Source organism: Thauera sp. WB-2, assembly GCF_027594845.1.
GTDB classification, from domain to species: Bacteria; Pseudomonadota; Gammaproteobacteria; order Burkholderiales; family Rhodocyclaceae; genus Thauera; species Thauera mechernichensis.
The window spans coordinates 4,065,985-4,091,585 of record NZ_CP088935.1 but is presented as its reverse complement, the minus strand read 5'-3'; the positions used below and the strand labels follow the sequence as shown (position 1 = coordinate 4,091,585).

Sequence of the window (25,601 nt, the reverse complement as noted above, 5' to 3'; positions counted from 1 at the left end):
CCGCCCGCCGCTGCGCGCCTTGATGGTGGCGCTGGCGGCCAGCGCCCTGGGTGCGTGCTCGATGATGCCGGCCTACGAGCGTCCGGTGGCGCCGGTGCCGGCGAGCTTGCCGCAGACCCAGCAGAGCGCCGGGCCGGTCAGCGCGCAGGCGGTCGACAGCGCTGCCTGGGCCGACTACTTTGCCGACGAGCGCCTGCGCGGGGTGATCGCGCTCGCCCTCGACAACAACCGTGACCTGCGCATCGCAGCGCTCAACATCGAGCGTGCGCGGGCGCAATACGGCATCCAGCGTGCAGATCTGTTGCCGTCGATCGCGGTCAGCGGCGGGCAGAGTGCGCAGCGCGTGCCGGGCGACCTCAACATGAGCGGCGAGCCCGCCATCAGCCGCCAGTATTCGGCCAACCTCGGTTTCGCATCCTATGAACTGGACTTTTTCGGCCGCGTGCGCAGTCTCGAGGAGCAGGCCCTGCAGGTCTACCTCGGCACCGAAGAGGCGCGCCGCAGCGCGCAGGTCAGCCTGGTGGCCGAGGTCGCCAACGCCTGGTTGCGCCTGGCTGCCGACCGCGAGCGCCTGGCGCTGGCGCGCAGCACGCTGGAGACGCGCCAACAGTCGGTGACGCTGGTGCGCCGCAGCCTGGAACTGGGCGCGGTGTCGGCGCTCGACCTCAACCAGGCCGAGACCCTGCTGCAGACGGCACGTGCCGACGCCGCACGTTATGCCGCGCTGGTGGCGCAGGATGAGAATGCGCTCGCGCTGCTCGTCGGTGCCGCTGTCCCGGCCGGCTTGCAGCCCCCGGCGCTGGACGACAGCGTGGCCGCCGTGCCGGTGCTGCCGGCAGATCTGTCCTCGGAGGTGCTGGTGCGCCGGCCCGATGTGGCGCAGGCCGAGCGCGCGTTGATGGCGGCCAATGCGAGCATCGGCGCGGCGCGCGCAGCCTTCTTCCCGCGCATCACGCTCACCGCCAGCGCGGGGACCGCGAGCAGCACGCTCGACGGCTTGTTCGACGCGGGTTCGGGGGCGTGGAGCTTCGTGCCGCAGATCCGCATCCCGATCTTCGAGGCCGGCCGTCTGCAGGCGAGCCTGGACGTGGCCGAGATCCAGCGCGACATCAATGTCGCGCAGTACGAGAAGGCGATTCAATCGGCCTTCCGCGAGGTGGCCGACGCGCTCGCCGAGCGTGCCACGCTTGCCGAGCAACTCGCGGCGCGCCAGGCACTGGTGCAGGCGACGCAGCGCAGCTTCGAGCTGTCCGAAGCGCGCTACAAGGGTGGGGTGGACAGCTATCTCAACCTGCTCGATGCGCAACGCAGCCTGTACGGGGCGCAGCTCGAGCTGATCGGCACGCGCCTGAGCGATGCGGTGAACCGCGTCGCCTTGTACAAGGCCTTGGGCGGCGGCTGGCGGTGAGGTGGTGGGGCCCCTTCAGCCGGGGCGCCCACCTGCAGCCTTACTCACATTCGGCAGTGCAGTCGCCGGTGCTGCAATCGGCCACGGCGACCTTGCAGGCCTGCTTGCTGCGATAGACCATGCGGTGGTCGTTCTCGTAGTCGCACACCAGTCGGGTGAGGCCGTTCTTGCTGTCGCTGCTCATGCGCAGCGGCTTTGAGGCGTGGATCTGTTCGGCCGGCACATTGCACGACAGGTAGCCGCTGAACTTGCCGTCGGCAGACTCCCACATGGCGATGTTCTTCGCTTCCTTGTAGTTCTCGAAGGTCGAGCAGGTCAGCACGTCACGGCCGTACAGGCGCGCGTTGTCGCCACAGAAGCCCATGTAGGTGTACTTGAGCTCGGCCTCGGTCGGGCAGGCGGCGACCTGTACGGCGGTCTTGAGGTCGGGGCAGGCGTGGTTGTCGGCCTGTGCCGGGCCGGAGAGCAGGCCGGCGGCCAGGCAGAGTCCAATCAAGGCCTTGAACGGCGGGGTGCGTCTGTGCATCGTGTCCTCGTGGGGTCGAGTTTGCGGTTGATCGATTGGCGATTGTTGGCGGCGGCTTACCAGAACTTCCACCACCATTTGCGCTTCTTCATCGCCTGCTCGACGTGATCGGACCACTTGGTCTCGCCGCCGGATTCGATGAAGTAGGCTCCGAAGCGCTTGTCGGCCTCGTTGATATGGCGAGTCAGCCACACCTTGAGGAAGTGCAGCAGTTCGAAGGTGATGGTGGCCTGCCCGGTATCGAGCTTTTCCTGCAGTGCGCGCACCTGGCCGATCAGATCTTCGTGGTTCTGCTTGTGTGCAGCGAACTCGGGGTAGTTCGACACCCGCATCAGGCTTTCTTCTACGGCGAAGTGCGTGCGTGTGTAGTCGGCGAGCTTGTCCAGTATCTGGCGCGAGGTCGCGGAGCCGTGATGCTCCCGGATTGCCTCATGCAGTTGGTTGAGCAGGTCGACGAGTTCCTTGTGCTGTTCGTCGATCTCCTGCAGCCCGACGCTGAACTCATCGGACCAGTGGAAGAGGTCGGTCGTCATGGTTTTACATGGCTGAGGTCGAAACCCGAAGGCTAACCCTTTTCCTGGCAAGGTGATTGACTGTGGTCAACGATGGGCATCTTCTTTGCAATGCAAGTGCGCTGCTTTGTGGCGGCCGCTATTGCTATCCTTGCAGGCCATGGATCGCGGACAAACACCCTTGAGCGCCTCTGAGGCAAGCAGCCACCGCTTGGGCCGGCTCGAAGTGCACTGGCTGGCCGAGCTGGTGCGCCGCCATGAGACGCGGCACGGGCCTCTCGACGACGACGAAGCCAATGCCCAGGCGCGCAAGGCCGGCCCTGACTTCGGCGCGCGCGTGCTGCAGCGTGCCGCGCTGCTTGGTGTGCGCATGGGCTGGTGCGATGCGGTCGTACGCTGGCATGGGCGTGCGCGCATGCTGCTCGCGCTTGCGCTCCTGCTCGCGCTGCTCGCCGGCTTTGCGGCCGCTGCGGGTGTGCTCGGCGATGGCGGGCGACCGATCAACGTGGTGTGGGCCGTCGGTGGTCTGCTCGGCGTGCATGTGCTGAGTCTGCTGCTGTGGCTGTTCGGCCTTGGGCTGCAGGGGCGCATGGGGGGCGGCCCTGGCCGCGGTGGCCTGCTTGGGCGCGCGTGGCTCAGGCTGGTGGGCGTCCTCGACCGCAGCCAGGCGGCTGCCGATCTGCCCGCCGCGCTCGGCAGTCTGCTGGCGCGCGGACGCCTGGCCGCGTGGGGCATCGGCGCGGTGAGCCACGCGCTGTGGCTGGCGGCACTGCTGGGCGCGGCGCTGGGTGTGCTGGTGCTGCTGGCGACCCGGCGCTACGGCTTCGTGTGGGAGACCACCATTTTGCCCGCGCACACCTTCATCAGTCTCAGCGCGGCGCTTGGCGCGCTGCCGGCGGCAATCGGCTTCCCGGTGCCCGACGCTGCGCTGGTCGCGGCCAGCGGCGACGCGCCGATGCTGGAGGAGGCTGGTCGACGCGCATGGGCGGGCTGGTTGCTCGGTGCGGTCGTGGTCTATGGCGTGCTGCCGCGCCTGGCGCTGGCACTGCTGTGTGCGGGCTTGTGGCAGCGTGGCCTCGGCCGCATCGGCCTGGACGTGTCGCTGCCGGGGTATGCCCGCCTGCGCCCGCTGTTGATGCCCGATAGCCTGCGCATCGGCGTCAGCGATCCCGAGCCCGCCCGCATGCCGCGACCGCAACGCCACGCGGCAGCGGCGTCTGCTGCGGACGACGTGATCGCCGTGGCGCTCGAACTTGGAGAGGACCTCGATTGGCCGCCGCAGCGGTCCGGGATGCCCTGGCAGGACGGCGGACGCATCGACTCGCGTGAGCAGCGCCGTACCCTCCTGGAGCGGCTTGCGGCCCGCCCGCCCGCGCGCCTGCTGGTCGCGGTGGATGCGCGCCAGACACCGGATCGCGGCAGTCTCGGGCTCGTCGCCGACCTGGCTGACCGCAGTGCAGCAATCAAGGTCTGGGCGCGCACTGCCGGCCGGCCTGCCGCGCGCCTGCCGCAGTGGCGCGATGGTCTTGCCCGCCTCGGGCTCGATGGCGCCCTGGTCGAGGATGAGGCCGCAGCGCTCGCCTGGCTGGAACAGGCGGGCGGCGAAGGATGAATGCATGCACGCGATGAATGACACCTTGCGCCTGGCCGTGGTCGGCCACACCAACACCGGCAAGACCTCGCTGCTGCGCACCCTGGCGCGGGACGTGGGTTTTGGCGAGGTATCGGACTGCGCTGGCACCACGCGCCATGTCGAGGGCCTGCGCCTGATGGCCGACGGCTTGCCAGCGGCCGAGCTCTTCGATACGCCCGGCATGGAGGATGCGATCGCGTTGCTGGAGTTCAGCGATGGCCTGGTCGCTGCAGGCGAGCGTGTGGACGGGCCGGAGCGTGTCGCACGCTTTCTCGCCAGCGAGGCGGCGCGTGGCCGCTTCGAGCAGGAGGCCAAGGTGTTGCGGCAGATGCTGGCGAGCGATGCCGCGCTGTACGTGATCGATGCGCGCGACCCGGTACTGCCCAAGCACCGCGACGAACTCGAACTGCTCGCCGCCTGCGCCCGTCCCGTGCTACCGGTGCTCAACTTTGTCGCCGCGCCGAATGCGCGGGTGGCCGACTGGCGCGCCGCGCTCGCGCGCCTCGGCCTGCATGCGGTGGTGAGCTTCGACACCGTGGCGCCACCGCTCGACGGTGAGCGCGAGCTGTTCGACACACTCGCTACCCTCATCCACGCCCATCGCCCCCGGCTGCAGGCGCTCATCGATGCGCGTGCGCGCGAAGCCGATGCTCGCCGCGAGGCCGCGCAACGCCTCGTTGCCGAGCTGCTGGTGGAGCTCGCCGCCCGTCGCGACCGTATCGACGAGCCCGCCGGCGAGGCCAGCGAGGCCGCGCTGAAGGCCGCGGTCGAGCGCCTGCACGCCGTGGTGCGCGCGCGCGAACAGGCCTGTGTCGATGCCGTGCTGCGCCTGTACCGCTTCCGCCCCGATGATGCCCGGCTCGACGAACTGCCGCTCGCCGACGGACGCTGGGAGGATGACCTCTTCAACCCCGAGACCCTGCGCCAGATGGGCGTTCGCCTGGGCACCGGCGCCGCAGCGGGGGCGGCCGCCGGCGTCGGTGTGGACCTGATGGTGGGCGGCATCACGCTGGGTGCCGCGGCGGCGCTCGGTGCCCTCGCCGGTGGCCTGTGGCAGACCTTCGGCCACTATGGCGAGCGCATCGCCGCCAGGTTGCGCGGCCACCGCGAACTGACGGTCGACGATGCCATCCTGCGTATCGTCGCACTGCGCCAGCGCGAACTGCTTGCAGCGCTGGAAGGCCGCGGTCACGCCGCGATGCAGCCGATCGAGCTCGGTCGCGCAGCCGCAACGGTCGCGCCGGCAGTCGAGTCAGCGGTCGACCCGGTCGTCCGCCAGTGGCGCAGCGGGGCGCTGCCAGCGGCGCTCGGCCGTGCCCGTGCCCACCCCGAGTGGGCAGGCGAGGCGGCCGATGCGGACAAGGACGAGGCGATCGCCGAACTGCTGGCTGCCCTCGCCTGAGCCTGCCGTCCTCAGTAACGCACCCCGGGCGGCGGGCTGAACGAGTCGATCGCGTTGAGATAGGCCGCACGCGCGAAGGCACTCGGGTCGGCCAGCCTGCGCTGGCTCATCGAGCCCTTTAGCTGCGCCACCGATTCGTATTCACGCTCGCGCATCCAGCGCGTCATGCCCGCCAGCGTTTCGGTGAGGGCTTGCGGGCCGTTCTTCAGCAATGCGCTCGCCATGTGCACCACGTCGGCACCGGCGAGCAGCATCTTGAGCGCGTCCTCTGCCCCATGCACGCCGCCGGTCGCGGCCAGGCTCAGGCTGGTGTGGCCGTGCAGCAGCGCGATCCAGCGCATCGTGAGCAGGCCGTCGGCCGGCGAGGACAGCTGAACGCGGTCGACCACGGACAAGGTGTCGAGGTCGATGTCGGGCTGGAAGAAGCGGTTGAAGAGGGACACGCCGGCGCCGCCGGCCGCTTCGATGCGGGCAACGAAGTTGGGCAGCGCGGAGAAGAAGGGCGACAGCTTCATCGTCACCGGGATTTTGACCACCGCAGTCAGCTCGCGCAGCAGGGCGAGGTAGCGCTCTTCCAGCGCGGTGCCGGTGAGCGCCGGGTCGCTCGCCATGTACCAGGCGTTGAGTTCGAGCGCGTCGGCGCCGGCTGCTTCCATCTCGCGGCCGAGCTCGACCCAGCCCGACAGCGAACTGCCGTTGAGGCTGGCGATTACCGGGATGGACAAGCGCGCCTTCAGGCACTCGATCTGCTCGAGGTAGGTGTCGAGCTTGCTTTGGTAGCCGGTGTCGGCAGGCAGGTGGCCGGCAGCTTCGCCGAAGGTGTCGGGATGGATCAGGAAGCGATCCATCATGCGCTCGTCGTTGATCACATCCTCCTCGAACAGCGAGTGCATGACGATTGCTGCCGCTCCAGCGTCCTCCAGATGGAGCACCGGGTCGAGGCTGCGGCTGAGCGGCGTGGAGGACGGCACGAGCGGGTTCTTCAGCGCCAGGCCGAGGTAGGTGGTGCGCAGGTCGGGGGTGTCGAGCTCAGCCATTTTGCGTGTCTCCGGTGCGGGCGGCGGCATCCCCGCTGCCAGTTTCATCCATGGCGGGCAGGGCGGCCAGCTCCATGTAGTCGTGGTGGCGGTGGCGGGCGTGGCGTTCGGCCTCATTCAGGAAGCGCTCAGACGCACCGGGGTTCTGGCGCTCGAGCACGGTGAAGCGGGCCTCGTTGCGGGCGAAGTCGCGGTAGGGCACGCTCGGCGCAGCGCTATCCACCGACAGCGGGTTGCGGCCCTGTGCGCGCAGCCGTGGGTCGTAGCGCAGCAGCGGCCAGTGGCCGGACTTCACCGCCAGGTCCTGCTGGTGCAGGTTGAAGGACATGTCCACGCCGTGGGCGATGCAGGGGCTGTAGGCGATGATGATCGACACCCCCGGGTAGCTCTCGGCGTCGAGGAAGGCCTTGAGCGTATGCACGTCCTTGGCGCCGTAGGCCACCTTGGCGACGAACACGTTCTCGTAGTCCATCGCGATCTTGGCCAGGTCCTTCTTGTGCGCGGGCTTGCCGCCGGCGGCGAACTTGGCCACCGCGCCCAGCGGTGTGGCCTTGGAGTTCTGTCCGCCGGTATTGGAGTACACCTCGGTGTCGAGCACGAGGATGTTCACGTCCTCGCCCGAGGCCATCACGTGGTCGAGGCCGCCGAAGCCGATGTCGTAGGCCCAGCCGTCGCCGCCGATGATCCACACGCTGCGCCGGATCAGGTACTCGGCGAGCGCCGCGAGCTGGCGCGCGGCCGGGGTGTCGATGGTCGCGAGACTCTGGTTGAGCAGTGCGACGCGTTCGCGCTGTTCGTGGATGCCGGCCTCGGTGTGCTGGTCGGCATCGAGCAGCGCGGCGACGAGCTCAGTGCCGAGCGCCTCGCCATGGGTCGCCGCCAGCGCTTGCAACTGGGTACGCGCGGCGGCGGCGAGCTGGTCGGTGGCCAGGCGCATGCCGAGGCCGAACTCGGCGTTGTCCTCGAACAGCGAGTTGTTCCAGGCCGGGCCGCGGCCGTCGGCGTCGGTGCAGTAGGGCGTGGTCGGCAGGTTGCCGCCATAGATCGACGAACAGCCGGTGGCGTTGGCCACCAGCATGCGGTCGCCGAAGAGCTGTGTGGCGAGCCGGATGTAGGGCGTCTCGCCGCAGCCCACGCAGGCGCCGGAGAACTCGAACAGCGGCTGCAGCAGCATCGAGCCGGGGATGGTGCTGCGCTTGGCGTCGCGGCGGGCGAGGTCGGGGAGCTTGAGGAAGTAGTCCCAGTTCTCCACCTCCTGCGCGCGCAGCGGCGGCTGCGGCGCCATGTTGAGCGCCTTGTGCGAGACGTTGGACTTGTCGCGGATCGGGCATACGTCCACGCACAGCGTACAGCCGGTGCAGTCCTCGGGCGCCACCTGGTAGCTCATGTGGGTGCCGGGGGCGTAGTCCTTGCTGCGCGCGGGAACGTGCTTGAATGTGGCAGGCGCGTCGCCGACGCGCTCGGCCGGGAAGATCTTGGCGCGGATCGCCGAGTGCGGGCACACGAAGACGCATTTGCCGCACTGGGTGCATAGCTTCTCGTCCCACACCGGGATCTCGAGCGCGAGGTTGCGCTTTTCGTGGCGCGCGGTGCTGGTGGGCCAGGTCCCGTCGACCGGCAGCAGCGACACCGGCAGGGCGTCGCCCTTGCCCTGGATGAGGGGAATGGTGACGCGGCGGGTGAAGGCGTCGAGGCCGGCGGCGATCGCAACCGCGCCGGCCGCGGCGTCTGGCGCAGCCAGCGTCTCGGGCACGTCGACGCGCTGCAGCGCGGCCACGGTGGCGTCGATGGCGCGGTAGTTCTGCTCGGCGATGCGCCGGCCCTTGCGGCCGTAGGTCTTCTCCACCGCGCGCTTGATCGCGGCGATCGCCTGGTCCTGCGGCAGGATGCCGGAGATGGCGAAGAAGCAGGTCTGCATCACGGTGTTGATGCGCCGCCCCATGCCGGCGTCGAGCGCGACCTGGTAGGCGTCGATGACCCAGAAGCTGATCTTCTTCTCCACCATGCGGCGCTGCATCGCCGCCGGCAGCGTCGCCCATACCTTGTCGGCGGGCAGGCTGGCATTGAGCAGGAACACCGCGCCCGGTGCGGCGTGGGCGAGCACGTCGTGCTGCTCGATGAAGAGCGGCTGGTGACAGGCGACAAACTTGGCGTCGCCCTCGCCGGTGAGGTAGGCCGAGCGGATCGGCTGCGGGCCGAAGCGCAGATGCGACACCGTCATCGCACCCGACTTCTTGGAGTCGTAGACGAAATAGCCCTGGGCGAAGAGCGCGGTCTCGTCGCCGATGATCTTGATCGAGTTCTTGTTGGCCGACACCGTGCCGTCCGAGCCCAGGCCGTAGAACACCGCGGCGAAGGCGCTGGCGGCGGCGTCGGTGCGGAAGCCGGCGTCCCAGGGCAGCGACAGGCCGGTGACGTCGTCCTCGATGCCGATGGTGAAGCGGCGGCGCGGCGCGGCCTGCTGCAACTCTGCGAACACGGCGCACACCATGGCGGGGTTGAACTCCTTGGAGCCCAGGCCGTAGCGGCCGCCGATCACCCTCGGCATGGCGGCGAAGTGGGGTGCGGTGCCGGCCTGGTCCTCGGCCAGCGCCACCATCACGTCCTTGAACAGTGGTTCGCCGTCGGCGCCGGGTTCCTTGCAGCGGTCGAGCACCGCCAGGCTGCACACGCTGTGCGGCAACGCCGCGAGCAGGGCGGCGGGGGCAAAGGGGCGGAACAGGCGCACCTTCAGCAGGCCCACCTTGTCGCCGCGGGCGGTGAGGTGGGCCACCGTCTCTTCCACCGTGTCCGCACCCGAACCCATGATCACGATCACGCGCTCGGCATCGGGCGCGCCGACGTAGTCGAACAGCTTGTAGCGGCGGCCGGTGAGCGCGGCGAAGTCGTCCATCGCCTGCTGCACGACGGTGGGGAAGGCGTCGAACCATGGGTTCTGCGCCTCGCGAGCCTGGAAGAACACGTCCGGGTTCTGCGAGGTGCCGCGGATCACCGGGCGCTCGGGCGACAGCGCACGTGCGCGCTGCGCCGCGATGCGTTCGGCCGGCAGTAGCGCGTGTAGCACATCGTCGGTGACGAAATCGATCTTGGCGACCTCGTGCGAGGTGCGAAAGCCGTCGAAGAAATGCAGCACGGGCACCCGCCCGGCCAGTGTTGCCGCGCTGGCGATGGCGGCGAAGTCGTGCGCCTCCTGCACCGAGTTCGAGGCCAGCAGCGCGAAGCCGGTGGCGCGGGTCGACATCACGTCGGAGTGCTCGCCGAAGATCGACAGCGCATGGGTGGCGAGCGCGCGTGCCGCGACATGGAAGACCGTGGGCGTCAGTTCGCCGGCGATCTTGTACATGTTGGGGATCATCAGCAGCAGGCCTTGCGAGGCGGTGAAGGTGGTCGCCAGCGCACCGGCCTGCAGGGCACCGTGGACCGCGCCGGCGGCGCCGCCCTCGGACTGCATCTCGACCACCCGTGGCACGCTGCCCCACAGGTTGGGTTTGCCCGCGGCAGCCCATTCGTCGGCCAGCTCGCCCATGTTGGAGGAGGGCGTGATGGGGTAGATCGCGATCACTTCGGATGCGCGGAAGGCGACGGAGGCGGCGGCCTCGTTGCCGTCGATGGTGATCTTGGTGCTCATGGAACACTCCTCGATGCCGACGATGAACCACGATACGAAGACATTGCGGTGCAACATTTGACATTTGTCATGGAATGATTCCATGAGCGGAATCAATTGCGTCGTGCGTGAAGCGAGGCACGGCGGCGGCGGCCATGCCGAGCGCTGTCGCCAGGGTATCAAGGTGGGCTCAAGTCCTTGATCCGGATGCCGTTAATCATCCATCGCCACGCAAGCCGGGAGTCCGCCCATGAAGATCGCCGCTTTTGACATCGAACTCCAGTCTGCGCACCGCTTCTCCCAGTCGACCGAGGTGCGCGAGCGCCTGGCGGTGTGGCGCGACGCGCCGGAAGCGACGGGTGCTCAGTCCGGGCGTGGCGCGGTGCAGATTTCCGCCGCAGGCCAGGCTGCGCTGACTGCGGACGCTGCAACGGTGGAGCAGGCGATGGAGGACGTGATCGACCGCGACCCCCGTCTGGCCGTGCTCGTGCGCATGATCGAGTTCCTCACCGGCGAGCCGGTGCGCCGCCTCGACCTGCGCGAGCTGGGGGCAGGCGCATCAGGGGGCGCGTCGAGCCCTGACATGGCGACTGGCATCGGCGCGGGGCAGGTCGCTGCGGCCCGCGCCGGCTTCGGCGTGGAGTACGACTTCAGTGCGACCTACGCCGAGTCCGAGCAGCTGGCCTTCAGTGCTGCCGGCGTGGTGCGCACCGCCGATGGCGCCGAAATCCGCTTCGAGCTCGGCTTCGCGATGTCGCGCAGCTACACCGAGTCGGTGTCGTTCAGCCTGCGTGCTGGCGACCAGCGCCTGAAGGACCCCCTGGTGCTCGACTTCGGCGGTCCGGCGGCAGCCCTGTCGGATGTGCGCTTCGACTTCGATCTTGATGGCGACGGCCGCAAGGAGCAGTTGCCGCTGCTCAATGGCAGTGGCTTCCTGGCCTTCGACCGCAATGGAAACGGGCGTATCGATGACGGCCGCGAGCTCTTCGGTCCGGCCAGCGGCGACGGCTTCGCAGAGCTTGCCAGCCTCGACGACGACGGCAACGGCTGGATCGACGAGGCGGATGCGGCATGGTCGCAGCTGAGGCTGTGGTCGCCCGATGCCGAGGGCAAGGGCAGGCTGCAGACCTTGAACGAAGCCGGCGTCGGCGCTTTCTATCTCGGTAGGGTCGATACGCCGTTCAGCCTCAAGGATGCTGCCAACGACACCCAGGGCCTGATGCGTGCGAGCAGCATCTATCTGCGCGAGGACGGCCGTGTCGGCACCGTGAGCCAGGTCGACCTGCGCGTCTGAGCAGGACGAGCAGCGAGTCTTTCGCGCGCCCCCCCATCGTCTTCGCCTTCAACCCCTCGCGACTGGCGTCGCTCCCACGGCGGGTGATGCGCACCGCACTCTCCGGTAGGCGCGGCGCAAGCCGCGAGCTCTTCGGGCGACCCCCCATCGTCTTCGTCTTCAACCCCTCGCGACTGGCGTCGCTCCCACGGCGGGCGATGCGCACCGCGCTCTCAGGTAGGCGCGGCGCAAGCCGCGAGCTCTTCGGGCGACCCCCCATCGTCTTCGCCTTCAACCCCTCGCGACTGGCGTCGCTCCCACGGCGGGCGATGCGCGCCGCGCTTTCCGGGGCCTATGCGGTTGGTGCGATTGCCCTGGGGCCCTGAGGTGGATCAAGGCCCAGCCATGCGGCGCCGAGGACAATCCGCGACTTGCACTGTTGCGTTGCGTCCAGTCCTGACCGCGAGGAGCCCTCTTGAGTCTGCCCGATTTCTACCGCCATGTTCCGCGCCTGCGTGTGCGCGATCCACTTGCCGACTTCCTCGGCGCCGCCGACGCAGGGGTGCTCGAGTATGGCTACGAGGACGCGGTCAGGCTCGCCGGTCACTCGTGTCCGACCGTGGCCTCGGCCTATGTGCTCGGTTGTCAGGCGCTTGCCGCGCTCTACCCCGGCGAGCTGCCGGAACGTGGCGGTGTGCATATTGACTTCGCGGAGCGGCTGGATGCCGGCGTCACCGGCGTCATCGCCAGCGTGCTCACGCTGCTCACGGGCGCGGCCCAGCAGGGCGGCTTCAAGGGCATCGGCGGCGCTTTCGTGCGCCGCGAGCTGCAGCAGTTCGAGGTGGCGCTGCCATTGTCGCTGCGCTTCACACGCATCGACAGCGGTGCGGCGGTGGATGCCGCCGCGGACCTTTCACGCGTGCCGGCCCACCCCGATACATCGGTGCTGCTCGGCGCCTGCCTGCGTGGCGAGGCCGATGCGGATGCGCGCCGGCGCTTCGGCGAGCTCTGGCAGCAACGCGTGGCGCGCATCCTGGTCGAGCACTGGGGCGACCAGGCGGTATTCCGGGTGCAGGCTGCGTGATGTCCTGAGCCCGCGTGGGCACGCCGCATGCGTGTGCCCGTGCCAGGCGCGCGTTCACAGCTGGTTCGGCGGCACGATGCCGAAGCGCTTCATCTGCCGATACACGGTGGCGCGCGCAATGCCGAGCTCTACTGCGGCGGCAGTGACGTTCCAGCGCTGGCGGCGCAGCGCGGCCTCGAGTTCGGCCGCCTCGCCGCGTGTTGCCTCCGGGCCCTCGGTTGCTGCGGGGGCGCGGTGGTCGGCGGACATGAGCTCGGCGGGCAGGTCATCGGTGGTGATCGTTCCGCCATCGCAGACCGCCAGCGCGAAGCGCAGCACGTTGCGCAACTGGCGCACGTTGCCGGGCCAGCTGTAGTCGAGCAAGGCATGGCGAGCGCGTAAGTCGAGGGTGGCGTTGGTGCCGAGTTCGCTGCCCTCGGCCGCCAGCAGGCGCTCGATCAGGTAGTCGAGGTCGCGGCGTTCGCGCAGCGGCGGGAGGTACAGGATGGCCCCGCACAGGCGGTAGTAGAGATCTTCGCGGAAGCTGCCCTCGGCGATCAGTTTGCGCAGGTCGCGGTGCGAGGCGGCGACCACGGTCAGGTTGACGGGTATCGGCTTTTCGGCGCCGAGCGGCAGTATCTCGCGCTCGGCCAGGACCCGCAGCAGCCGGGTCTGCAAGTGCAGCGGCATGTCGCCGATCTCGTCGAGCAGGAGGGTGCCGCCGTCGGCCTGCTGGATGAGGCCGCGCATGCCCTTGCTGCGCCCACCGGTGAAGGTGCCGGCGGTATAGCCGAACAATTCGCTCTCGATCAGCGACTCGGGAATGGCCGCGCAATTGACCGCCACGAAGGGCTTTGCAGCGCGTTCGCTGGACTCGTGCAGCGCCTTGGCGAGGACCTCCTTGCCCGTGCCGGTTTCGCCGTGGACCAGGATGTTGACCGGACGGTTGACCAGCCTGGAGGCTTGCGCGATCAGGCGCTGCATCTGCGGATCGTCGCCCGCCAGGCGTTCGAGCGCCGGCGCGCGCGCAGCCGCTTCGGTTTCGGTCGACCGTGCCGCACGCGGGGCGATGCGGGGCTGTACGACGGTGCCGTAGTAGACCTCGCCGCTGCCCGTCGACAGCGCGGTGCGGTCCGCGGTGAAGCCGGCCCGGGCAATGCGCCAGATCGAGTCCATGCCCTCGCGGAAGATCTCGCCGAGCGTGCGGCCGACCAGCGCGCCGTCATTGCCGCCGCGCAAGGGGCGCAGCGACTTGCGGGCGCCGCTGTTGGTGCCGACGATGACGCCGTCGGCATCGAAGGCGAGCATGATCTCGCCCGATACATCCACCATCGACCATGCCGAGCCCAGGCGCAGCACCCAGCGGTCGCGGAAGTAGCGCAGGAAGTTGGCGTCCTCGACCATCTGCGCGAACATGGTGGTCATCTGCAGCGCCAGGTGCTGGCTGTCGCGGGGCGAAGGCGAGGTCAGTGCGGAGACGTCGAGCACGCCGAGGAAATCCCCGGTGGGGTCGAACAAGGGGGCGGCGTTGCAGGTCAGCGAGATGTGGGTGGCGTCGAAGTGGTCGGCGTGATGGACCGTGATCGGCGTTTTCTCGACGATGCAGGTTCCCACCGCACAGGTGCCGGCGCGCGCCTCGCTCCAGTCGGCGCCAAGGTAGAGGCCGGATTGCTTGAGTTCGCGTGCCCAGGCGTCGTTGCCGATGAAGTCCACCGCGATGCCGTGGGCGTCGGTCAGCAGCAGCACGTAGCCGATGCCGGCCATGCGCTTGTAGAGCTGCTCCATGCCGGTGCGGGCGACACCGAGGAACTCTTCGATATGGTCCTGGTGTTCGCGCAGGCGCGCATGCTCGATGATATGGGCGCGTGTCGGGCGACAGGGGTCGAGCCCGTAGTCGCGGATGCAGCGTACCCACGAACTCCCGATGCGGTCGGACGGGGGCGCTCCGGTCTGTGATACGGCGAGCACGTGATCAATGTGCTCCCGTTGTGATTGGGCCAGCATCTCGTCTCCTCTTCCGGGCAGTGTCATGCGGGTGCCCGGTGCGGACCATGGTTCGGTCTCTGTGTGTGACGGTACAAGTTACTCCTCCCTTCCCTGCGGCTCAACAGAAAAGGGCGGGGCGGCCTTGACGGCACGCCCCGCAAAACGCCTGGAGGAGGGAGTCAGGCATGGGAAACCGCCGAGCCCGTGGCGCATGGGCGCCCCGGGAGCATGCGGGCTGGAGCGGGACTCAGCTGGCGGGGAAGCGCGGGTCCCAGAGCTTGCGCTGCAGTGTCTTCTCGTGGGCCATGCCGTTCGGGGCACTCACGAGTTCGAGCTGCAGCCCCCAGGGCGCGAGGAAATAGACCCAGGTCAGCCCGGCCGCAGGGCCTTCGGTGAAGGTGCTCGGCGAGTCGAGCACGCGCACGCCCTTGGCCTTGAGGTAGCTGACGGCCGCATCCATGTCATCGACGTAGAAGGCGAGGTGGTGGCCGCCGATGTCGCTGTTGCGGGGGCCGCGACGGTTCTGGTCGGGGGCGGTGTACTCGAAGACCTCGAGGTTGGTGCCGTTGCCGCAGCGGACCATCTGGAAGTCGCTGATCGTGGCGCGCGGATGCACGTCGAGATGGCGCGCCATCCAGTCGTCGTCGAACTTGAAGGTGCCGAAGGTGAATGACGGTTCGCAGCCGAGGATGTCGCGGAAGAAGGCGACGGCCTCGTTCATGTTCGGCACCGTGATGCCGATGTGCTGCATGCCGCGCATGCCCGGGATCGGTTCGGCCTGCGCGGGCAGGCTGGCGGCGGCCAGGCCGGCGCTGATCATGGCCGCCGACAGGATGCGGCGGAAGCTGTTTGTCTGGCTCATGGATGTCTCCGTTTCTTGTGGTTGAGGATGTGGCCCCGGCGGTGTGCCCGAGGCTGCACGCTGAGGCTCAGAGTTCGCGGCGCTGCATGGCGTTGGCGATGTGTTCGGCCTGGCGCACCGCCAGCGCGACGATGGTCAGGGTCGGGTTGGCCGCCGAACTGGAGGTGAACTGGCTGCCGTCGGAGATGAACAGGTTCTTGATGTCGTGGGTCTGGCCCCACTTGTTCACCACGCCGTCGCGGGCGTTGGCGCTCATGCGGTTGGTGCCCATGTTGTGGCTTGCCGGGTAGGGCGGCATGTCGATCACCCGCGTCGCACCGACCGCCTCGGATACCTTGCGCCATTGGGCGAGGCCATGGCGGCGCATGGCCGCGTCGTTGGTGTGGTCGGTCTTGGTCACGATCGGGATGGGCAGGCCGTACTGGTCCTTCTCGGTCGGGTGCAGGGTGATGCTGTTCTCTTCCTGCGGCATGTCCTCGCCGCACACCCACACGCAGCTCATGTGGTCGTACTGCTCCAGCGCCGAGGTGACCTCGCGTCCCCAGCCGCCCGGCTTCATGAACGCGGCGGTGAAGGGCAGGTGCAGCGCCAGGCCCTCGAGGTGGTAGCCGCCGAGGAAGCCGCGGTCGGGGTTGAGCTGGGCCTCGTCAGAGATCACCGCGGCGATGTCGAAGCCGCGGTACATGTACACCGGCCCCTTGTGGATCGCGATCGCGGCCGCCGTGGTGTGGTTCATGTAGTTCTTGCCGACCTGGCCCGAGGAGTTCGCCAGCCCGTTCGGGAACAGGCTGGAGGCGGAGTTCAGCAGCAGCCGCGGCGATTCGATCGAGTTGCCGGCCACGCACACCACGCGCGCCTTCTGCAGGTGCTGGCGGCCGTCCTTGTCGGCGTAGAGCACGCCGCTGGCCTTGCCGCTCTTGTCGTGCTCGATCCTGAGCACCATGCTCTGCGGGCGCAGCTCGGCATGGCCGGTTTCGATGGCGCGCGGGATTTCCGAGTACAGCGTCGACCACTTGGCGCCGATCTTGCAGCCCTGCATGCAGAAGCCGATCTGCTGACAGGCCGGGCGGCCGTCGTTGGCTCGGGTGTTGGAGGCGACCGGCCGGCTGATGTCCTTGTAGCCGACCTTCTTCGCGCCAGCCGCGATCACCTTGTAGTGGTTGTTCGGCGGCATCTCGGGCAGACCGCTGGCCTTGGTGCCGGCCACGCCCATCTTGCGTTCGGCGATATCGTAGTAGGGCGCGAGCTCCTCGTAGCTGATCGGCCAGTCGAGCACGTTGGCGCCATCGACCGTGCCATAGGTGCTCTTGATGCGGAAATCGTGCGGCAGGAAGCGCAGCGCCAGCCCCGAGAAGTGCATGGTCGAGCCGCCCACGCCCTTGACGATCCAGGCCGGCAGGTTGGGATAGGTGTCGGTGTGATGCCAGCCGCCGGCCGAAATGCGCTTGTCCAGCCACGAGATCTTGTGGAACATCGCCCACTCGTCGTTCTCGAAGTCGTTCTGGGTGTAGTGCTTGCCCGCTTCGAGGATGACGACATTCACCCCGCGTTTGGTCAGTTCGTCGGCCAGTGTGCCGCCGCCAGCGCCCGAGCCGACGATGACCACCACGCTGTCGTCGTCCAGCGAGAATTTCGCGCTCATGATGTGTCTCCTTGGTGTTGTTGTGTGTCAGGGTCGGCGGGTCAGGCTTCGTCCAGCCAGTCGATGTCGTCGAAGCCACGGTTGATGTAGCCGCCCTTTTCCCAGGACGAGCCTTCGTAGCCGAACAGCTGCCACACCGCCTTGTTGTCGTAGAAGCCGGTGACCAGGTGGCCCTTCACCTTCTGGAAGAAGGCGCCGTGCTCGATGACGTAGAGCAGCGTCAGGCGGTCGCTTTCCTTGGGCAGGTCGGTGTAGGCCTTCTTGAAGCGCAGCTTCGCCAGCCGGTCGAGTGCGGCCACGCCCTCGGTCAGCAGGGTCTTGAGCCTTTCGTCCTGCCCGGCCTGCGCCTCCAGGGGCTCGAGCGCCTGCAGGTAGTAGCGGTCCGAGATGCGGTCGTGGGGGAAGATGTCGCGCGCCAGCTGCAGCAGGGTCTTGCCGGTGCTGGCGCCGAGGACCTTGAAGTTGGCGGCCAGCGCCTCGCTGGCCGGCAGCATCAGCGTGGCGGTGCTCAGCGCCCCGACGCCGAGGGCGGCCATGCCGCCACCCTTGAGGAAGCCGCGACGGGAGAAGGTGATGCGCTTTTCGACGACGCGCATCGGTGGGCGTGATGTTGTGTTGCTCATGGTTGTCTCCTTGCTGTTATCGAGGCCTTGCGGCCGGTTCTCTGCGGAATCGGGGGCTGCGGGTGTGTCAGCTGCCGTTCTCCGGCTCGCAATCGCCGAGCACGTCGGTCAGCATCTGCTGCAGGCTGTCGGCCAGGGTTTCGATGTGGATCGAGGTGCCGAGCTGGTCTGCGCATGAGGTGGTGGCGGCATCGAGGCGGGCGACATCGTCGTCGGGGCGCCCGAGTGCACGACACAGCAGCGACCAGTCCGGACGCTGCAGCAGCGTGCCCGTGGTGAGCAGCACGCCCTGCTGGCGGCGCAGCTGGGCCAGGCCGACAAGCTTGCGGCCGCCGGCGATCACCTCCCAGGGCGACAGCCCGCCGAAGCAGGCCCAGGCCAGGGCGGGGTCGGACGGACGACGGGCGAGCTCGTCCGGCGCCAGCGCATGCGCCGCGATGCCGAAGTCGCGCAGCAGGCCGGCGTGGAGGATGCCGAGCCAGCGATAGCTGGTGACGGTGCCGCCGGCCAGCAGGCGGTGCTGCGGTGGCAGCACGATCGACGATGACAGCATCCACGGACCGGTGAGTACGGCGCCGCCGCCGGCACGGCGCTGCACCAGCTCACACTGGGTACGCGCCGCCCGCAGCGCTTCGCCATGCAGCGCCGCCTGAGCGCAGCCGAACACCACGCCGGGTGCCGGGTAGGCCCACACGCGCACCCGTGGCGCCGTCACCGGCGTGGCGAGCTGGCGGGTGTTCCAGTCCTGCTCGGCCGTGGCGCGTACCAGGGTCAGGGCAGTGCCGGCCGCGCCCGGCCGGCGGCGGGTGCTGGAGGAGGCGAGGGCGGCGACGGGCATCAGTCGAACTCCGCCTGTTCCAGCCGGCGCGCGACCTCGCCGAGGAAGAGCGCGGCCGGGTAGCCATCGACCGCGCGGTGGTCGAACACCAGGGTCAGGTTGGCGACCGCCGCGGCGACCACGCTGCCGTCCTTCACCACCGCTTGCTGGCGCGTGCGGCCGACGCCGAGGATGGCGACCTGGGGCGGATTGATGACCGGGCTGAAGCGGTCGACGCAGGTGCCGCCAAGGTTGGTCACGGTGAAGGTGCCGCGCTGGTAGGCCCCGCCCGTGAGCGCGCCGGTGCGCGCGCCTTCGGCGAGCTGGCGGGCCTCTGCCGCCAGTGCGGCCAGCGGCTTGGTGTCGGCCTGACGCACGACCGGCACCATCAGGCCATCGTCGAGGGCGACGGCGATGCCGATGTTGATGTCGTCGACGAGCTCGATTTCCTTTTCGCGCATGAGCGCGTTCAGCCGCGGATGGCTGCGCAGCGCTCGCGACACCGCGTGGATCACCAGGGTGTTCAGGCTGAGCTTCTCGCCGGCCGCCGCGCGCTCGGCGCGCAGGGTTTCGACGCGGCTCAGGTCGACGTCCACCGAGTGCGCCACCCGTGGTGCCTGCCAGCCCTGCGCCATGTTGCGTGCGATCGCGCCGCGCAGGCCGCTGAGCGCGACCGTACGGCGCTCGGCGACCGCGCTGCTTGAGGGGGCGGCGCTCGCCGCCACGCTCGTGGTCATGGCTCAGGCCTCCAGTTGCGCGAGCACCGTGCCGCGGGCGAAGGTGTCCTGCTCGGCGACGTTGAGCCTGACAATGCGGCCCGCTGACGGTGCGAAGATCTCGTGGCTGGTCTTGACCAGCTCGGCCACGCCAAGCACCTGGCCGGCCTCCACGCTGTCGCCTTCCTTGACCTGCCATTCCTGCAGCAGGGCTTCGGTGCCTTCATCGACGTCGGCCCATACCGCGTCGTCGAGGATGATGTCGGTCATGTCTTGTCTCCTGAATGATCAAGCGAGCGTGAAGCGCATCAGGCCGCGCACGCTGGCGACGATGTTGTCCACTTGCGGAATGGCGAACTGCTCGAGCGGACGGCTGAAGGGGATGGGTACGTCGGGTACGGCCAGGCGGCGTACCGGCGCCTTGAGGCGCAAGGTGTCCAGGTTCTCCGCCACCAGCGCGGCGATTTCGCCCGACAGCCCGTAGCTGAGGTAGTCCTCGTCGGCGACCAGCAGGCGGCCCGTTTTCGCCACCGAGGCGAGTACGGCGGCGCGGTCCAGCGGCACCAGGGTGCGCAGGTCGAGCACTTCGGCGGAGATGCCTTCGGCGGCGAGCTGATCGGCAGCCAGCACCGATTTCTGCACCATCTGCGACAGCGTCACGATGGTGACGTCGCTGCCCTCGCGGACGATGCGTGCCTGGCCGAAGGGGATGGTGTATTGCGCTTCGGGGACTTCGTTGGTGCTGCCCTCGAAATAGGACATCCAGCTCAAGCCCATGATGCCCTTGTGATAGAGGAAGACCACCGGGTTGTCGTCGCGGATCGCGGTCGTCATCAGGCCCTTGGCGTCATAGGCGTTTGACGGCACGACGACCTTCAGGCCGGGTACGTGGGCGAAGATCGAGTACAGGCACTGCGAGTGCTGGGCGGCGTCGTTGTAGCCGCCGCCGATGCCGGTGGTGATCACCAGCGGGTACTTGCAGGCGCCGCCCGACATGTAGTGGTTCTTGGCGATGTGGTTGTAGATCTGGTCGAAGCAGACGCCGAAGAAATCGACGAACATCAGCTCCGAGATCGGGCGCAGGCCTTCGGCCGCGGCACCCAGGGCGGCGCCCATGAAGCCGGTCTCCGAGATCGGCGTGTCCATCACGCGCTCGGGGCCGAACTGGTCGAGCAACCCGGTGGTGGCGCTGAAGATGCCGCCGTACTTGCCGACGTCCTCGCCCATGACGAAGACGCGGTCGTCGCGCGCCATCTCCTGCGCAGTGGCCTCGGCGATCGCCTGCGCCATGGTCAGGCGGCGGGTGGTGGTGGTCGTGCTCATCTTGGTCTCCTCGTTCTCAGTCGGCGAACACGTGCAGCAGCGCGTCTTCGGGCGCGGGGTAGGGGCTGTTGCGGCCGAAGTCGTAGGCCGCCTGGACGCGCGCCGAGATGCGCGTGCGCAGTGCGGCATCGGCCTCGTCGTCGAGCAGGTCGCGCTGGCGCAGCAGGGTGGCGAGCGCGGGGATGGGGTCGTGCTGGCGCAGGGTCTTCGCTTCGTCCTTGGGACGGTAGGTCTCCGGGTCGCCCTGGAAGTGGCCGAAGTAGCGGTCGGTGTTGACCTCGATCAGGGTCGGGCCTTCGCCGCGCCGGGCACGCGCCACCGCTGCGCCGGCGGCTTCGAACACCGCCAGTGCGTCGTTTCTTTCCACCAGCACGCCCGGCATGCCGTAGGCGGCGGCGCGATCGGCATTGGAGGCGATGGCGGTGGAGGCGGACTTCTCCACCGAGATGCCGTACTTGTTGTCCTCGACCACGAACACCACCGGCAGCTTCCACAGTGCGGCCAGGTTCAGCGCCTCGTGGAAGGCGCCCTGGTTGGCTGCGCCCTCGCCGAAGAAGGCGATCGCCACCGCGTCGGTGCCGAGCTTCTTCGCCGCCAGTGCGGCACCGCAGGCCTGCGGGGCGCCGGCACCGACGATGCCGCTGCAGGAGAACTTCACCGCGGGGTCGAACAGGTGCATGTGGCCGCCCTTGCCGCGACCCAGGCCGGTGACCTTGCCGAACATCTCGGCGGTCATCGCGTTCAGATCGACGTCCTTGGCGATCGCAAAGTGGTGCGGGCGGTGTGCCCCGACCACGGTGTCGTCGCGGCGCAGGTGGGCGCACACGCCCACGGCCACGGGTTCCTGGCCGGCGGCAAGGTGCATCTCGCCCGGCACAGGGCCGGCGCCGATGTCGAAGGCCAGGCCCTTCTGGATCTTGGGCGGGAGCTTGCCTTCGAGATAGACCTTGACCATGGTCTCCTCGTACTCCCGGATCTCGATCATTTTTTCGTACATCCACAGCAGTTGTTCGCTTGTCGCATCCATCGCTGCAAAGCCTCCTCGTCGATTGGGTCGTCTGGTCGCGCGCTGGTCGGGAAGCGGTTGCGGTCGTGCTGTCCGTGCTCGCTTCGCATTGCCATCGCGTCTGGGGCTTGCTTTGCAACTTCGGTGCCACCACCGTGCCGAGTTGCATCGAAAGGTATAAAAACGTATTTGAAACAGAGGCTTGGTTGTTTTTCGAAGCGACTTTCAGGGGCGCCAGAGGGGCCGCGACAAGGGGCTGGCTGTCGCAGCGGAGGCGACACATGTCGCACGCCGGATGCAACAGATGCGACTGCGCTGCGACTGCTCGGGATGGCTAAGGTGTTGATTAATATGGGGTGGCTGGCATGGCACCGAACGTGCAATGGCATGGGCTCGGGGCGGGGCGTCCAGGCGGTGTCCTGGGCAGGCCCTGCGACCCCGATTTCATCCATTTGAACGAGAAGAAAAGGAGACACCCATGCTCAGGAACCATCGCTCGCGACAAGGCGCATCCAAGTGCGCGCTACCGCTGCTCACCGTCTGTGCAGCGCTTGCTGCACCCGTGACGGCGCAGGCCCAGGTCACGCTGGACGTGATCGGTCCGCACGAGTACGACCTGCCGGTCGGCTTCGAGCCGTTCAACGTGTTCGTGCAGTACGCCACCTTCCAGAACGGTGCGCGGGTGTGGGATGGCAGCGGCGACGACCGCCGCGCGGCAGCGAAGACGAGGACCATCGTCGGCCTGTCCAAGTACGTGCGCTTCTGGTCGCCCGAGTCGAACCCGAACATCGGCCTGGCCTACGAGGTGATCCTGCCCGAGGTCGGTGTACGCAATGACGCGACCAACAGCTCCGCCAGCGGCATCGGCGATCCGCTGACCGGTCCGGCGATCTGGTACAAGCCGACGCCGAATTCGACGCTCGGGTTCCAGACCTTCTTCCAGGTGCCGGTGGGCAACCAGGATGTTGGCGGCGGTGACGGATGGAAGAACCTGTCGAGCCTGTTCTGGGACGTGCAGTTCGATCGCGTCAGTTACACCGCCGATGCCGGTTTCGTGTTCTTCGGCAAGTCGACGGCTGCAGATGCTCGTCCGGCCACCCTGTTCCATACCAACCACCGGCTGGGATACAAGCTCAGCGACGCGGTCCAGCCTTTCATCGCGCTCGACTATGAGCGCCAGGGGCGCTGGACCAACCGCGCCACCGGGGCGGAGGTGGCCGCCAGCCACGAGACGACCGCCGGTATCGGTGTGATGTTCAGCTACTACGGCAACCAGTCGATCACGGTGCGCTACTCGCGCGGTGTCAGCGGTGAATCGCACGGCCTGACCGACAGCTTCAACCTCAAGTACGCCTACGCCTGGTGAGTCGGGCGGTCACCGCAGCTGCGGTGACCCGCTGCAATGAAGAACGCCGCCGGGCCCTGCGACCGGCGGCGTTCTTCTTGTGCCCTACACGCAGGGCGGGCGGTGTGCGCAAGGGCTCACCACTTGCCGAGCGACTTGAGGTAGGCCACCAGTTCCCAGATTTCCTCGGGCGAGAACACATCGCCCCAGGGCGGCATCGGGGTGGCGCCACGACCGCCGTCCCTGATCGTGTTGTAGACGTACTCGGGGTCCAGGCCCTGGCGGTCGATGAACAGGGCGGGCTCGTGGCCATGACAGAAATCGGCGCAGCCGGACTGGTAGCGGGCCTTGCCGGCGGCGATCCGTGCGCTGTCATCGAGCTTGAAGGGCGGGCCGCCCGCGGCCTCGATGACGACTTCCTCGGCAGCAGGCGCTTCCGGCAATACGGCATTGAAGGCGAGCACCGACGTGGTGATCAGCGCCAGGGCAATGGGGGTCAGGTGGTATGTCTTCATGATCTTGGAGTCTCGTTGCTGTATGCGAACGGCAGCGTCCGCTTGACAGGACCGCCTCCGGGGCGGCGCGGCAATGCCGCGGCCCCAGAGGCGTACGGTCAGTTGACCTGGACTGCGACCAGCTCGGCGGGCAGCCCGGCCCCGCCGATCGGCACGACGACGTACTGCTTGTCGCCGGCGCGATAGGTCATCAGCGCACCGAACGCGGCGCCCGGCAGGCGCAGCTCCGAGATCAGCTCACCCGAGCGCGCGTCGTGTGCATACAGGTAGGGCTCCTTCTCGTCGGCATTGGCTTGGGTGATCAGGGCGTTGCCGCGCGAGGACAGGCCGATCACGCCATGAGTCCCTTCCGGGGCGAGGAACAGCACCTCGTCGGTGAGCGCGATGAAGCTCTCGCGCGGGACGCCGACACGGCCGAGATTGAGGTCCTTGATCGCCGGGTGGTCGACCGGGCCCTTGCCTGCGGGAATGCGCCACAGGTGCTTGCCGGTGTTCATGCCGATCGCGGTCACGGTCGAGAACGGCGGCTTGAACAGCGGCAGGCCCTGCGGGCCGCCGACCCCGGCCCAGGTGCCGGTGTAGTCGTAGACGCTGGCGTTCTCCTTCTTGATCTTGATGCCGAACGGGATCGTGAACGAGGGCACGTACAGCACGTTGGTGTTCGGGTTGTGCGCAGCGCCCGCCCAGCTTGCGCCGCCGAGTACGCCCGGTACCTGCAGGGTGCCGGCCTTGTCGAGCGTGGGCGGGGTGTACAAGGGCCCATAGTTGTAGCGCGCCAGGATCTTCCTGGCCTCTTCCTTGAGCTGGGGCGTGAGGTCGATCAGGTCGTCCTCGGTCACCCCCTGCTGGACGAAGGGCGCCGGCACGGTCGGGTGCGGTTGGGTCGCGGCCGAGCGTTCCCCGGGAACGGTGGACTGCGGTACTGCGCGGTCCTCGATCGGCCATACGGGCTTGCCGGTGGCGCGGTCGAAGGTGAACACGAAGCCCTGCTTGGTGACCTGAGCCACGGCCTTGATCTTCTTGCCGTTGACGGTGAGATCCATCAGGTTGGGGGCGGTCGGCAGGTCGTAGTCCCACAGCCCGTGGCGCACCATCTGGTAGTACCAGGCGAGCTTGCCCGACTTGGCGTCGACCGCCACCAGCGACTCCCCGAACAGGCCGTCGCCCTTGCGGTGGCCGCCGTAGAAGTCGTTGGTCGGGGTCGAGAACGGCAGGTAGACCAGGCCGAGCTCTTCGTCGCAGCCGGGGCGTGCCCACATGTTGCCCGAGCCCGTGGTCTTCCACGACTCGTCTTCCCAGGTCTCGTTGCCTGGCTGCCCCTTCTGCGGCGGCTGCTCGAAGATCCACACGCGCTTTCCGGTGCGTACGTCGAAGGCCTGCACGTCGCCGGGCGGGTGGTACTTCATCGGCTGGCGGCCGATGGCGAAGGAGTCGAGCACCGCGATGCTGGGCACCACGGTGTCGCCGCACACGATGGGGGGCGAGGTGACCGCGATGAGGGAGCGGTCGACCCGACGGCGCATGCCTTTGGTCAGGTCGACACGCCCTTGTTCGCCCCAGGACTCGATCGGCTTGCCGGTCGTGGCGTTGAGGGCGATCAGGTAGCCGTCGCCGGTGCCGACGATGATGCGCTTGTCGTCGCCGTCGGCCCAGTAGGTCAGACCACGGTTGATGAAACCGAGGTTGGGCGGGGTGCCATCCTTGTAGGCCTCGGGGTCGTAGGTCCACAGCGTCTTGCCGGTTTCGCCGTCGATTGCCGACACCGTGCTCATCGGCGAGGTGGAATACAGGATGCCGTCGATCGCCAGCGGCGTGGACTCGTTGACCCAGGTGCGCAGCTCGGCGTTGTCGGCGGCGATCGCGTTGTCGGGCATGGCCCAGCGCCACGCGACCTTCATCGACTTCACGCTCTCGGTGGTGACGCTCTTGCTGGGCAGATAGCGCGAGCCGGCCTTGTCGCCGGTGTACTCGGTCCAGTTGCCATCGTCGGCGGCAAACGCCGTGCTCATCGCCGCGAGCAGTGCGGTGACGCACAGTGCGCTGCGGGTGGCCTGCGGCCTGCCGCGCTTGGTTGTCGACGGTTTCATGTCCTTGTCTCCTTTCTGGTTCGTATGGCGCGCATGGACTGAGCGCGCGTTGCGTAGTGGACGTGCAGCAGCCGGAGGCCGGCCTGCCGCAGAATGGACAGCAAGGACGGTGCCACTAATTGAAGTGATTGTTTTGTATGGAAAAATTGGCCGTGCGCAGCCCGAGTGGGGGTGGCGGCCGAGACAGCTGTCGCGTGGCGCCTGCGACAGCTGCGACA

Annotated in this window: 21 protein-coding genes; 6 read left to right on the top strand and 15 right to left on the bottom strand. The window is 68.3% G+C overall.

The features are described from left to right. Positions 1-22 precede the first annotated feature (22 nt). On the top strand, positions 23-1,408 hold the full coding sequence (gene adeC, locus LQF09_RS18575) for an AdeC/AdeK/OprM family multidrug efflux complex outer membrane factor (protein WP_270069900.1): 1,386 nt from the start codon (positions 23-25) through the stop codon (positions 1,406-1,408). A 40-nt stretch (positions 1,409-1,448) separates the two neighbouring features. Here adeC and LQF09_RS18570 read toward each other — a convergent pair whose 3' ends face one another. Together LQF09_RS18570 and LQF09_RS18565 are read right to left on the bottom strand one after the other, a co-directional pair. After that, on the bottom strand, positions 1,449-1,934 hold the full coding sequence (locus LQF09_RS18570; protein WP_002930634.1) for a hypothetical protein: 486 nt from the start codon (positions 1,932-1,934) through the stop codon (positions 1,449-1,451). 56 nt (positions 1,935-1,990) lie between these two features. Next, the gene (locus LQF09_RS18565) at positions 1,991-2,467 is read right to left on the bottom strand and encodes a bacteriohemerythrin (protein ID WP_002930632.1); all 477 of its coding nucleotides are present in this window, start codon (positions 2,465-2,467) and stop codon (positions 1,991-1,993) included. A gap of 160 nt (positions 2,468-2,627) precedes the next feature. Here LQF09_RS18565 and LQF09_RS18560 point away from each other — a divergent pair, with 160 nt between their 5' ends. Together LQF09_RS18560 and LQF09_RS18555 are read left to right on the top strand one after the other, a co-directional pair. Then, positions 2,628-4,058, top strand: coding sequence for a DUF2868 domain-containing protein (locus LQF09_RS18560; RefSeq protein WP_270068669.1), 1,431 nt, complete (start codon positions 2,628-2,630; stop codon positions 4,056-4,058). Between the two features lie 4 nt (positions 4,059-4,062). Further along, entirely contained in the window at positions 4,063-5,481 is a 1,419-nt protein-coding gene (locus LQF09_RS18555) for a DUF3482 domain-containing protein (protein WP_270068668.1), read from the top strand. Positions 5,482-5,492: 11 nt separating this feature from the next. On the opposite strand, the gene LQF09_RS18550 is transcribed toward LQF09_RS18555, so the two are convergent. Both LQF09_RS18550 and nifJ read right to left on the bottom strand, forming a co-directional pair. Further along, a complete protein-coding gene (locus tag LQF09_RS18550; protein ID WP_270068667.1) occupies positions 5,493-6,518 on the bottom strand; it encodes a dihydroorotate dehydrogenase-like protein in 1,026 nt (341 codons plus the stop codon). Beyond that, entirely contained in the window at positions 6,511-10,146 is a 3,636-nt protein-coding gene (nifJ, locus tag LQF09_RS18545) for a pyruvate:ferredoxin (flavodoxin) oxidoreductase (protein WP_270068666.1), read from the bottom strand. The genes LQF09_RS18550 and nifJ overlap by 8 nt, the downstream gene beginning before the upstream one ends. A 229-nt stretch (positions 10,147-10,375) precedes the next feature. On the opposite strand from nifJ, the gene LQF09_RS18540 reads away from it, so the two are divergent. Both LQF09_RS18540 and LQF09_RS18535 read left to right on the top strand, forming a co-directional pair. Then, positions 10,376-11,419 carry a hypothetical protein gene (locus LQF09_RS18540; RefSeq protein WP_270068665.1) on the top strand — a complete coding sequence of 348 codons (1,044 nt, stop codon included), beginning with the start codon at positions 10,376-10,378 and terminating at the stop codon, positions 11,417-11,419. A 454-nt stretch (positions 11,420-11,873) separates the two neighbouring features. Next, positions 11,874-12,482, top strand: a complete 609-nt coding sequence (locus LQF09_RS18535) for a hypothetical protein (RefSeq protein WP_270068664.1) — start codon at positions 11,874-11,876, stop codon at positions 12,480-12,482. 54 nt (positions 12,483-12,536) lie between these two features. Here LQF09_RS18535 and LQF09_RS18530 read toward each other — a convergent pair whose 3' ends face one another. The 9 genes from LQF09_RS18530 to LQF09_RS18490 form a co-directional block, all read right to left on the bottom strand. Further along, positions 12,537-14,465: a sigma-54-dependent Fis family transcriptional regulator gene (locus tag LQF09_RS18530; protein ID WP_002930617.1), complete on the bottom strand. Its 1,929-nt coding sequence runs from the start codon at positions 14,463-14,465 to the stop codon at positions 12,537-12,539. 229 nt (positions 14,466-14,694) lie between these two features. Next, positions 14,695-15,309 (bottom strand): VOC family protein, encoded by a 615-nt coding sequence (locus tag LQF09_RS18525; RefSeq protein WP_002930615.1) that lies wholly within the window; start codon positions 15,307-15,309, stop codon positions 14,695-14,697. Positions 15,310-15,376: 67 nt separating this feature from the next. Next, positions 15,377-16,951 (bottom strand): GMC family oxidoreductase, encoded by a 1,575-nt coding sequence (locus tag LQF09_RS18520; RefSeq protein ID WP_270068663.1) that lies wholly within the window; start codon positions 16,949-16,951, stop codon positions 15,377-15,379. Positions 16,952-16,992: 41 nt separating this feature from the next. Further along, complete coding sequence (locus LQF09_RS18515) at positions 16,993-17,574, bottom strand: twin-arginine translocation signal domain-containing protein (RefSeq protein WP_270068662.1); 582 nt, start codon at positions 17,572-17,574, stop codon at positions 16,993-16,995. A gap of 67 nt (positions 17,575-17,641) precedes the next feature. Next, positions 17,642-18,412 (bottom strand): lipoate--protein ligase family protein, encoded by a 771-nt coding sequence (locus tag LQF09_RS18510; protein WP_002930609.1) that lies wholly within the window; start codon positions 18,410-18,412, stop codon positions 17,642-17,644. Next, positions 18,412-19,128 carry a dihydrolipoamide acetyltransferase family protein gene (locus LQF09_RS18505; RefSeq protein WP_002930607.1) on the bottom strand — a complete coding sequence of 239 codons (717 nt, stop codon included), beginning with the start codon at positions 19,126-19,128 and terminating at the stop codon, positions 18,412-18,414. Before LQF09_RS18505 ends, LQF09_RS18510 begins: the two co-directional genes overlap by 1 nt. Positions 19,129-19,131: 3 nt before the next feature. Then, entirely contained in the window at positions 19,132-19,377 is a 246-nt protein-coding gene (locus LQF09_RS18500; protein WP_002930606.1) for a lipoyl domain-containing protein, read from the bottom strand. Between the two features lie 18 nt (positions 19,378-19,395). After that, positions 19,396-20,430 (bottom strand): alpha-ketoacid dehydrogenase subunit beta, encoded by a 1,035-nt coding sequence (locus LQF09_RS18495; protein WP_002930605.1) that lies wholly within the window; start codon positions 20,428-20,430, stop codon positions 19,396-19,398. 16 nt (positions 20,431-20,446) lie between these two features. Next, complete coding sequence (locus LQF09_RS18490) at positions 20,447-21,457, bottom strand: thiamine pyrophosphate-dependent dehydrogenase E1 component subunit alpha (RefSeq protein ID WP_002930603.1); 1,011 nt, start codon at positions 21,455-21,457, stop codon at positions 20,447-20,449. Between the two features lie 457 nt (positions 21,458-21,914). Between LQF09_RS18490 and LQF09_RS18485 the strand changes: the two genes are divergently transcribed. Next, entirely contained in the window at positions 21,915-22,802 is an 888-nt protein-coding gene (locus LQF09_RS18485) for a transporter (protein ID WP_270068661.1), read from the top strand. A gap of 116 nt (positions 22,803-22,918) precedes the next feature. Here LQF09_RS18485 and LQF09_RS18480 read toward each other — a convergent pair whose 3' ends face one another. Further along, positions 22,919-23,296, bottom strand: a complete 378-nt coding sequence (locus tag LQF09_RS18480) for a c-type cytochrome (protein WP_270068660.1) — start codon at positions 23,294-23,296, stop codon at positions 22,919-22,921. A 98-nt stretch (positions 23,297-23,394) separates the two neighbouring features. Further along, positions 23,395-25,383 carry a pyrroloquinoline quinone-dependent dehydrogenase gene (locus tag LQF09_RS18475; RefSeq protein WP_270068659.1) on the bottom strand — a complete coding sequence of 663 codons (1,989 nt, stop codon included), beginning with the start codon at positions 25,381-25,383 and terminating at the stop codon, positions 23,395-23,397. Between the last annotated feature and the right edge of the window lie 218 nt (positions 25,384-25,601).

Bases quoted from the DNA above. Each gene is read 5' to 3' on its own strand.
- LQF09_RS18555 (WP_270068668.1), top strand. From the start codon at position 4,063: ATGCACGCGATGAATGACACCTTGCGCCTGGCCGTGGTCGGCCACACC.
- LQF09_RS18475 (WP_270068659.1), bottom strand. From the start codon at position 25,383: ATGAAACCGTCGACAACCAAGCGCGGCAGGCCGCAGGCCACCCGCAGC.
- LQF09_RS18570 (WP_002930634.1), bottom strand. From the start codon at position 1,934: ATGCACAGACGCACCCCGCCGTTCAAGGCCTTGATTGGACTCTGCCTG.
- adeC (WP_270069900.1), top strand. From the start codon at position 23: ATGGTGGCGCTGGCGGCCAGCGCCCTGGGTGCGTGCTCGATGATGCCG.
- LQF09_RS18525 (WP_002930615.1), bottom strand. From the start codon at position 15,309: ATGAGCCAGACAAACAGCTTCCGCCGCATCCTGTCGGCGGCCATGATC.
- LQF09_RS18485 (WP_270068661.1), top strand. From the start codon at position 21,915: ATGCTCAGGAACCATCGCTCGCGACAAGGCGCATCCAAGTGCGCGCTA.
- LQF09_RS18495 (WP_002930605.1), bottom strand. From the start codon at position 20,430: ATGAGCACGACCACCACCACCCGCCGCCTGACCATGGCGCAGGCGATC.
- LQF09_RS18510 (WP_002930609.1), bottom strand. From the start codon at position 18,412: ATGCCCGTCGCCGCCCTCGCCTCCTCCAGCACCCGCCGCCGGCCGGGC.
- LQF09_RS18500 (WP_002930606.1), bottom strand. From the start codon at position 19,377: ATGACCGACATCATCCTCGACGACGCGGTATGGGCCGACGTCGATGAA.
- nifJ (WP_270068666.1), bottom strand. From the start codon at position 10,146: ATGAGCACCAAGATCACCATCGACGGCAACGAGGCCGCCGCCTCCGTC.
- LQF09_RS18530 (WP_002930617.1), bottom strand. From the start codon at position 14,465: ATGCTGGCCCAATCACAACGGGAGCACATTGATCACGTGCTCGCCGTA.
- LQF09_RS18565 (WP_002930632.1), bottom strand. From the start codon at position 2,467: ATGACGACCGACCTCTTCCACTGGTCCGATGAGTTCAGCGTCGGGCTG.
- LQF09_RS18515 (WP_270068662.1), bottom strand. From the start codon at position 17,574: ATGAGCAACACAACATCACGCCCACCGATGCGCGTCGTCGAAAAGCGC.
- LQF09_RS18505 (WP_002930607.1), bottom strand. From the start codon at position 19,128: ATGACCACGAGCGTGGCGGCGAGCGCCGCCCCCTCAAGCAGCGCGGTC.
- LQF09_RS18550 (WP_270068667.1), bottom strand. From the start codon at position 6,518: ATGGCTGAGCTCGACACCCCCGACCTGCGCACCACCTACCTCGGCCTG.
- LQF09_RS18520 (WP_270068663.1), bottom strand. From the start codon at position 16,951: ATGAGCGCGAAATTCTCGCTGGACGACGACAGCGTGGTGGTCATCGTC.
- LQF09_RS18490 (WP_002930603.1), bottom strand. From the start codon at position 21,457: ATGGATGCGACAAGCGAACAACTGCTGTGGATGTACGAAAAAATGATC.
- LQF09_RS18540 (WP_270068665.1), top strand. From the start codon at position 10,376: ATGAAGATCGCCGCTTTTGACATCGAACTCCAGTCTGCGCACCGCTTC.
- LQF09_RS18480 (WP_270068660.1), bottom strand. From the start codon at position 23,296: ATGAAGACATACCACCTGACCCCCATTGCCCTGGCGCTGATCACCACG.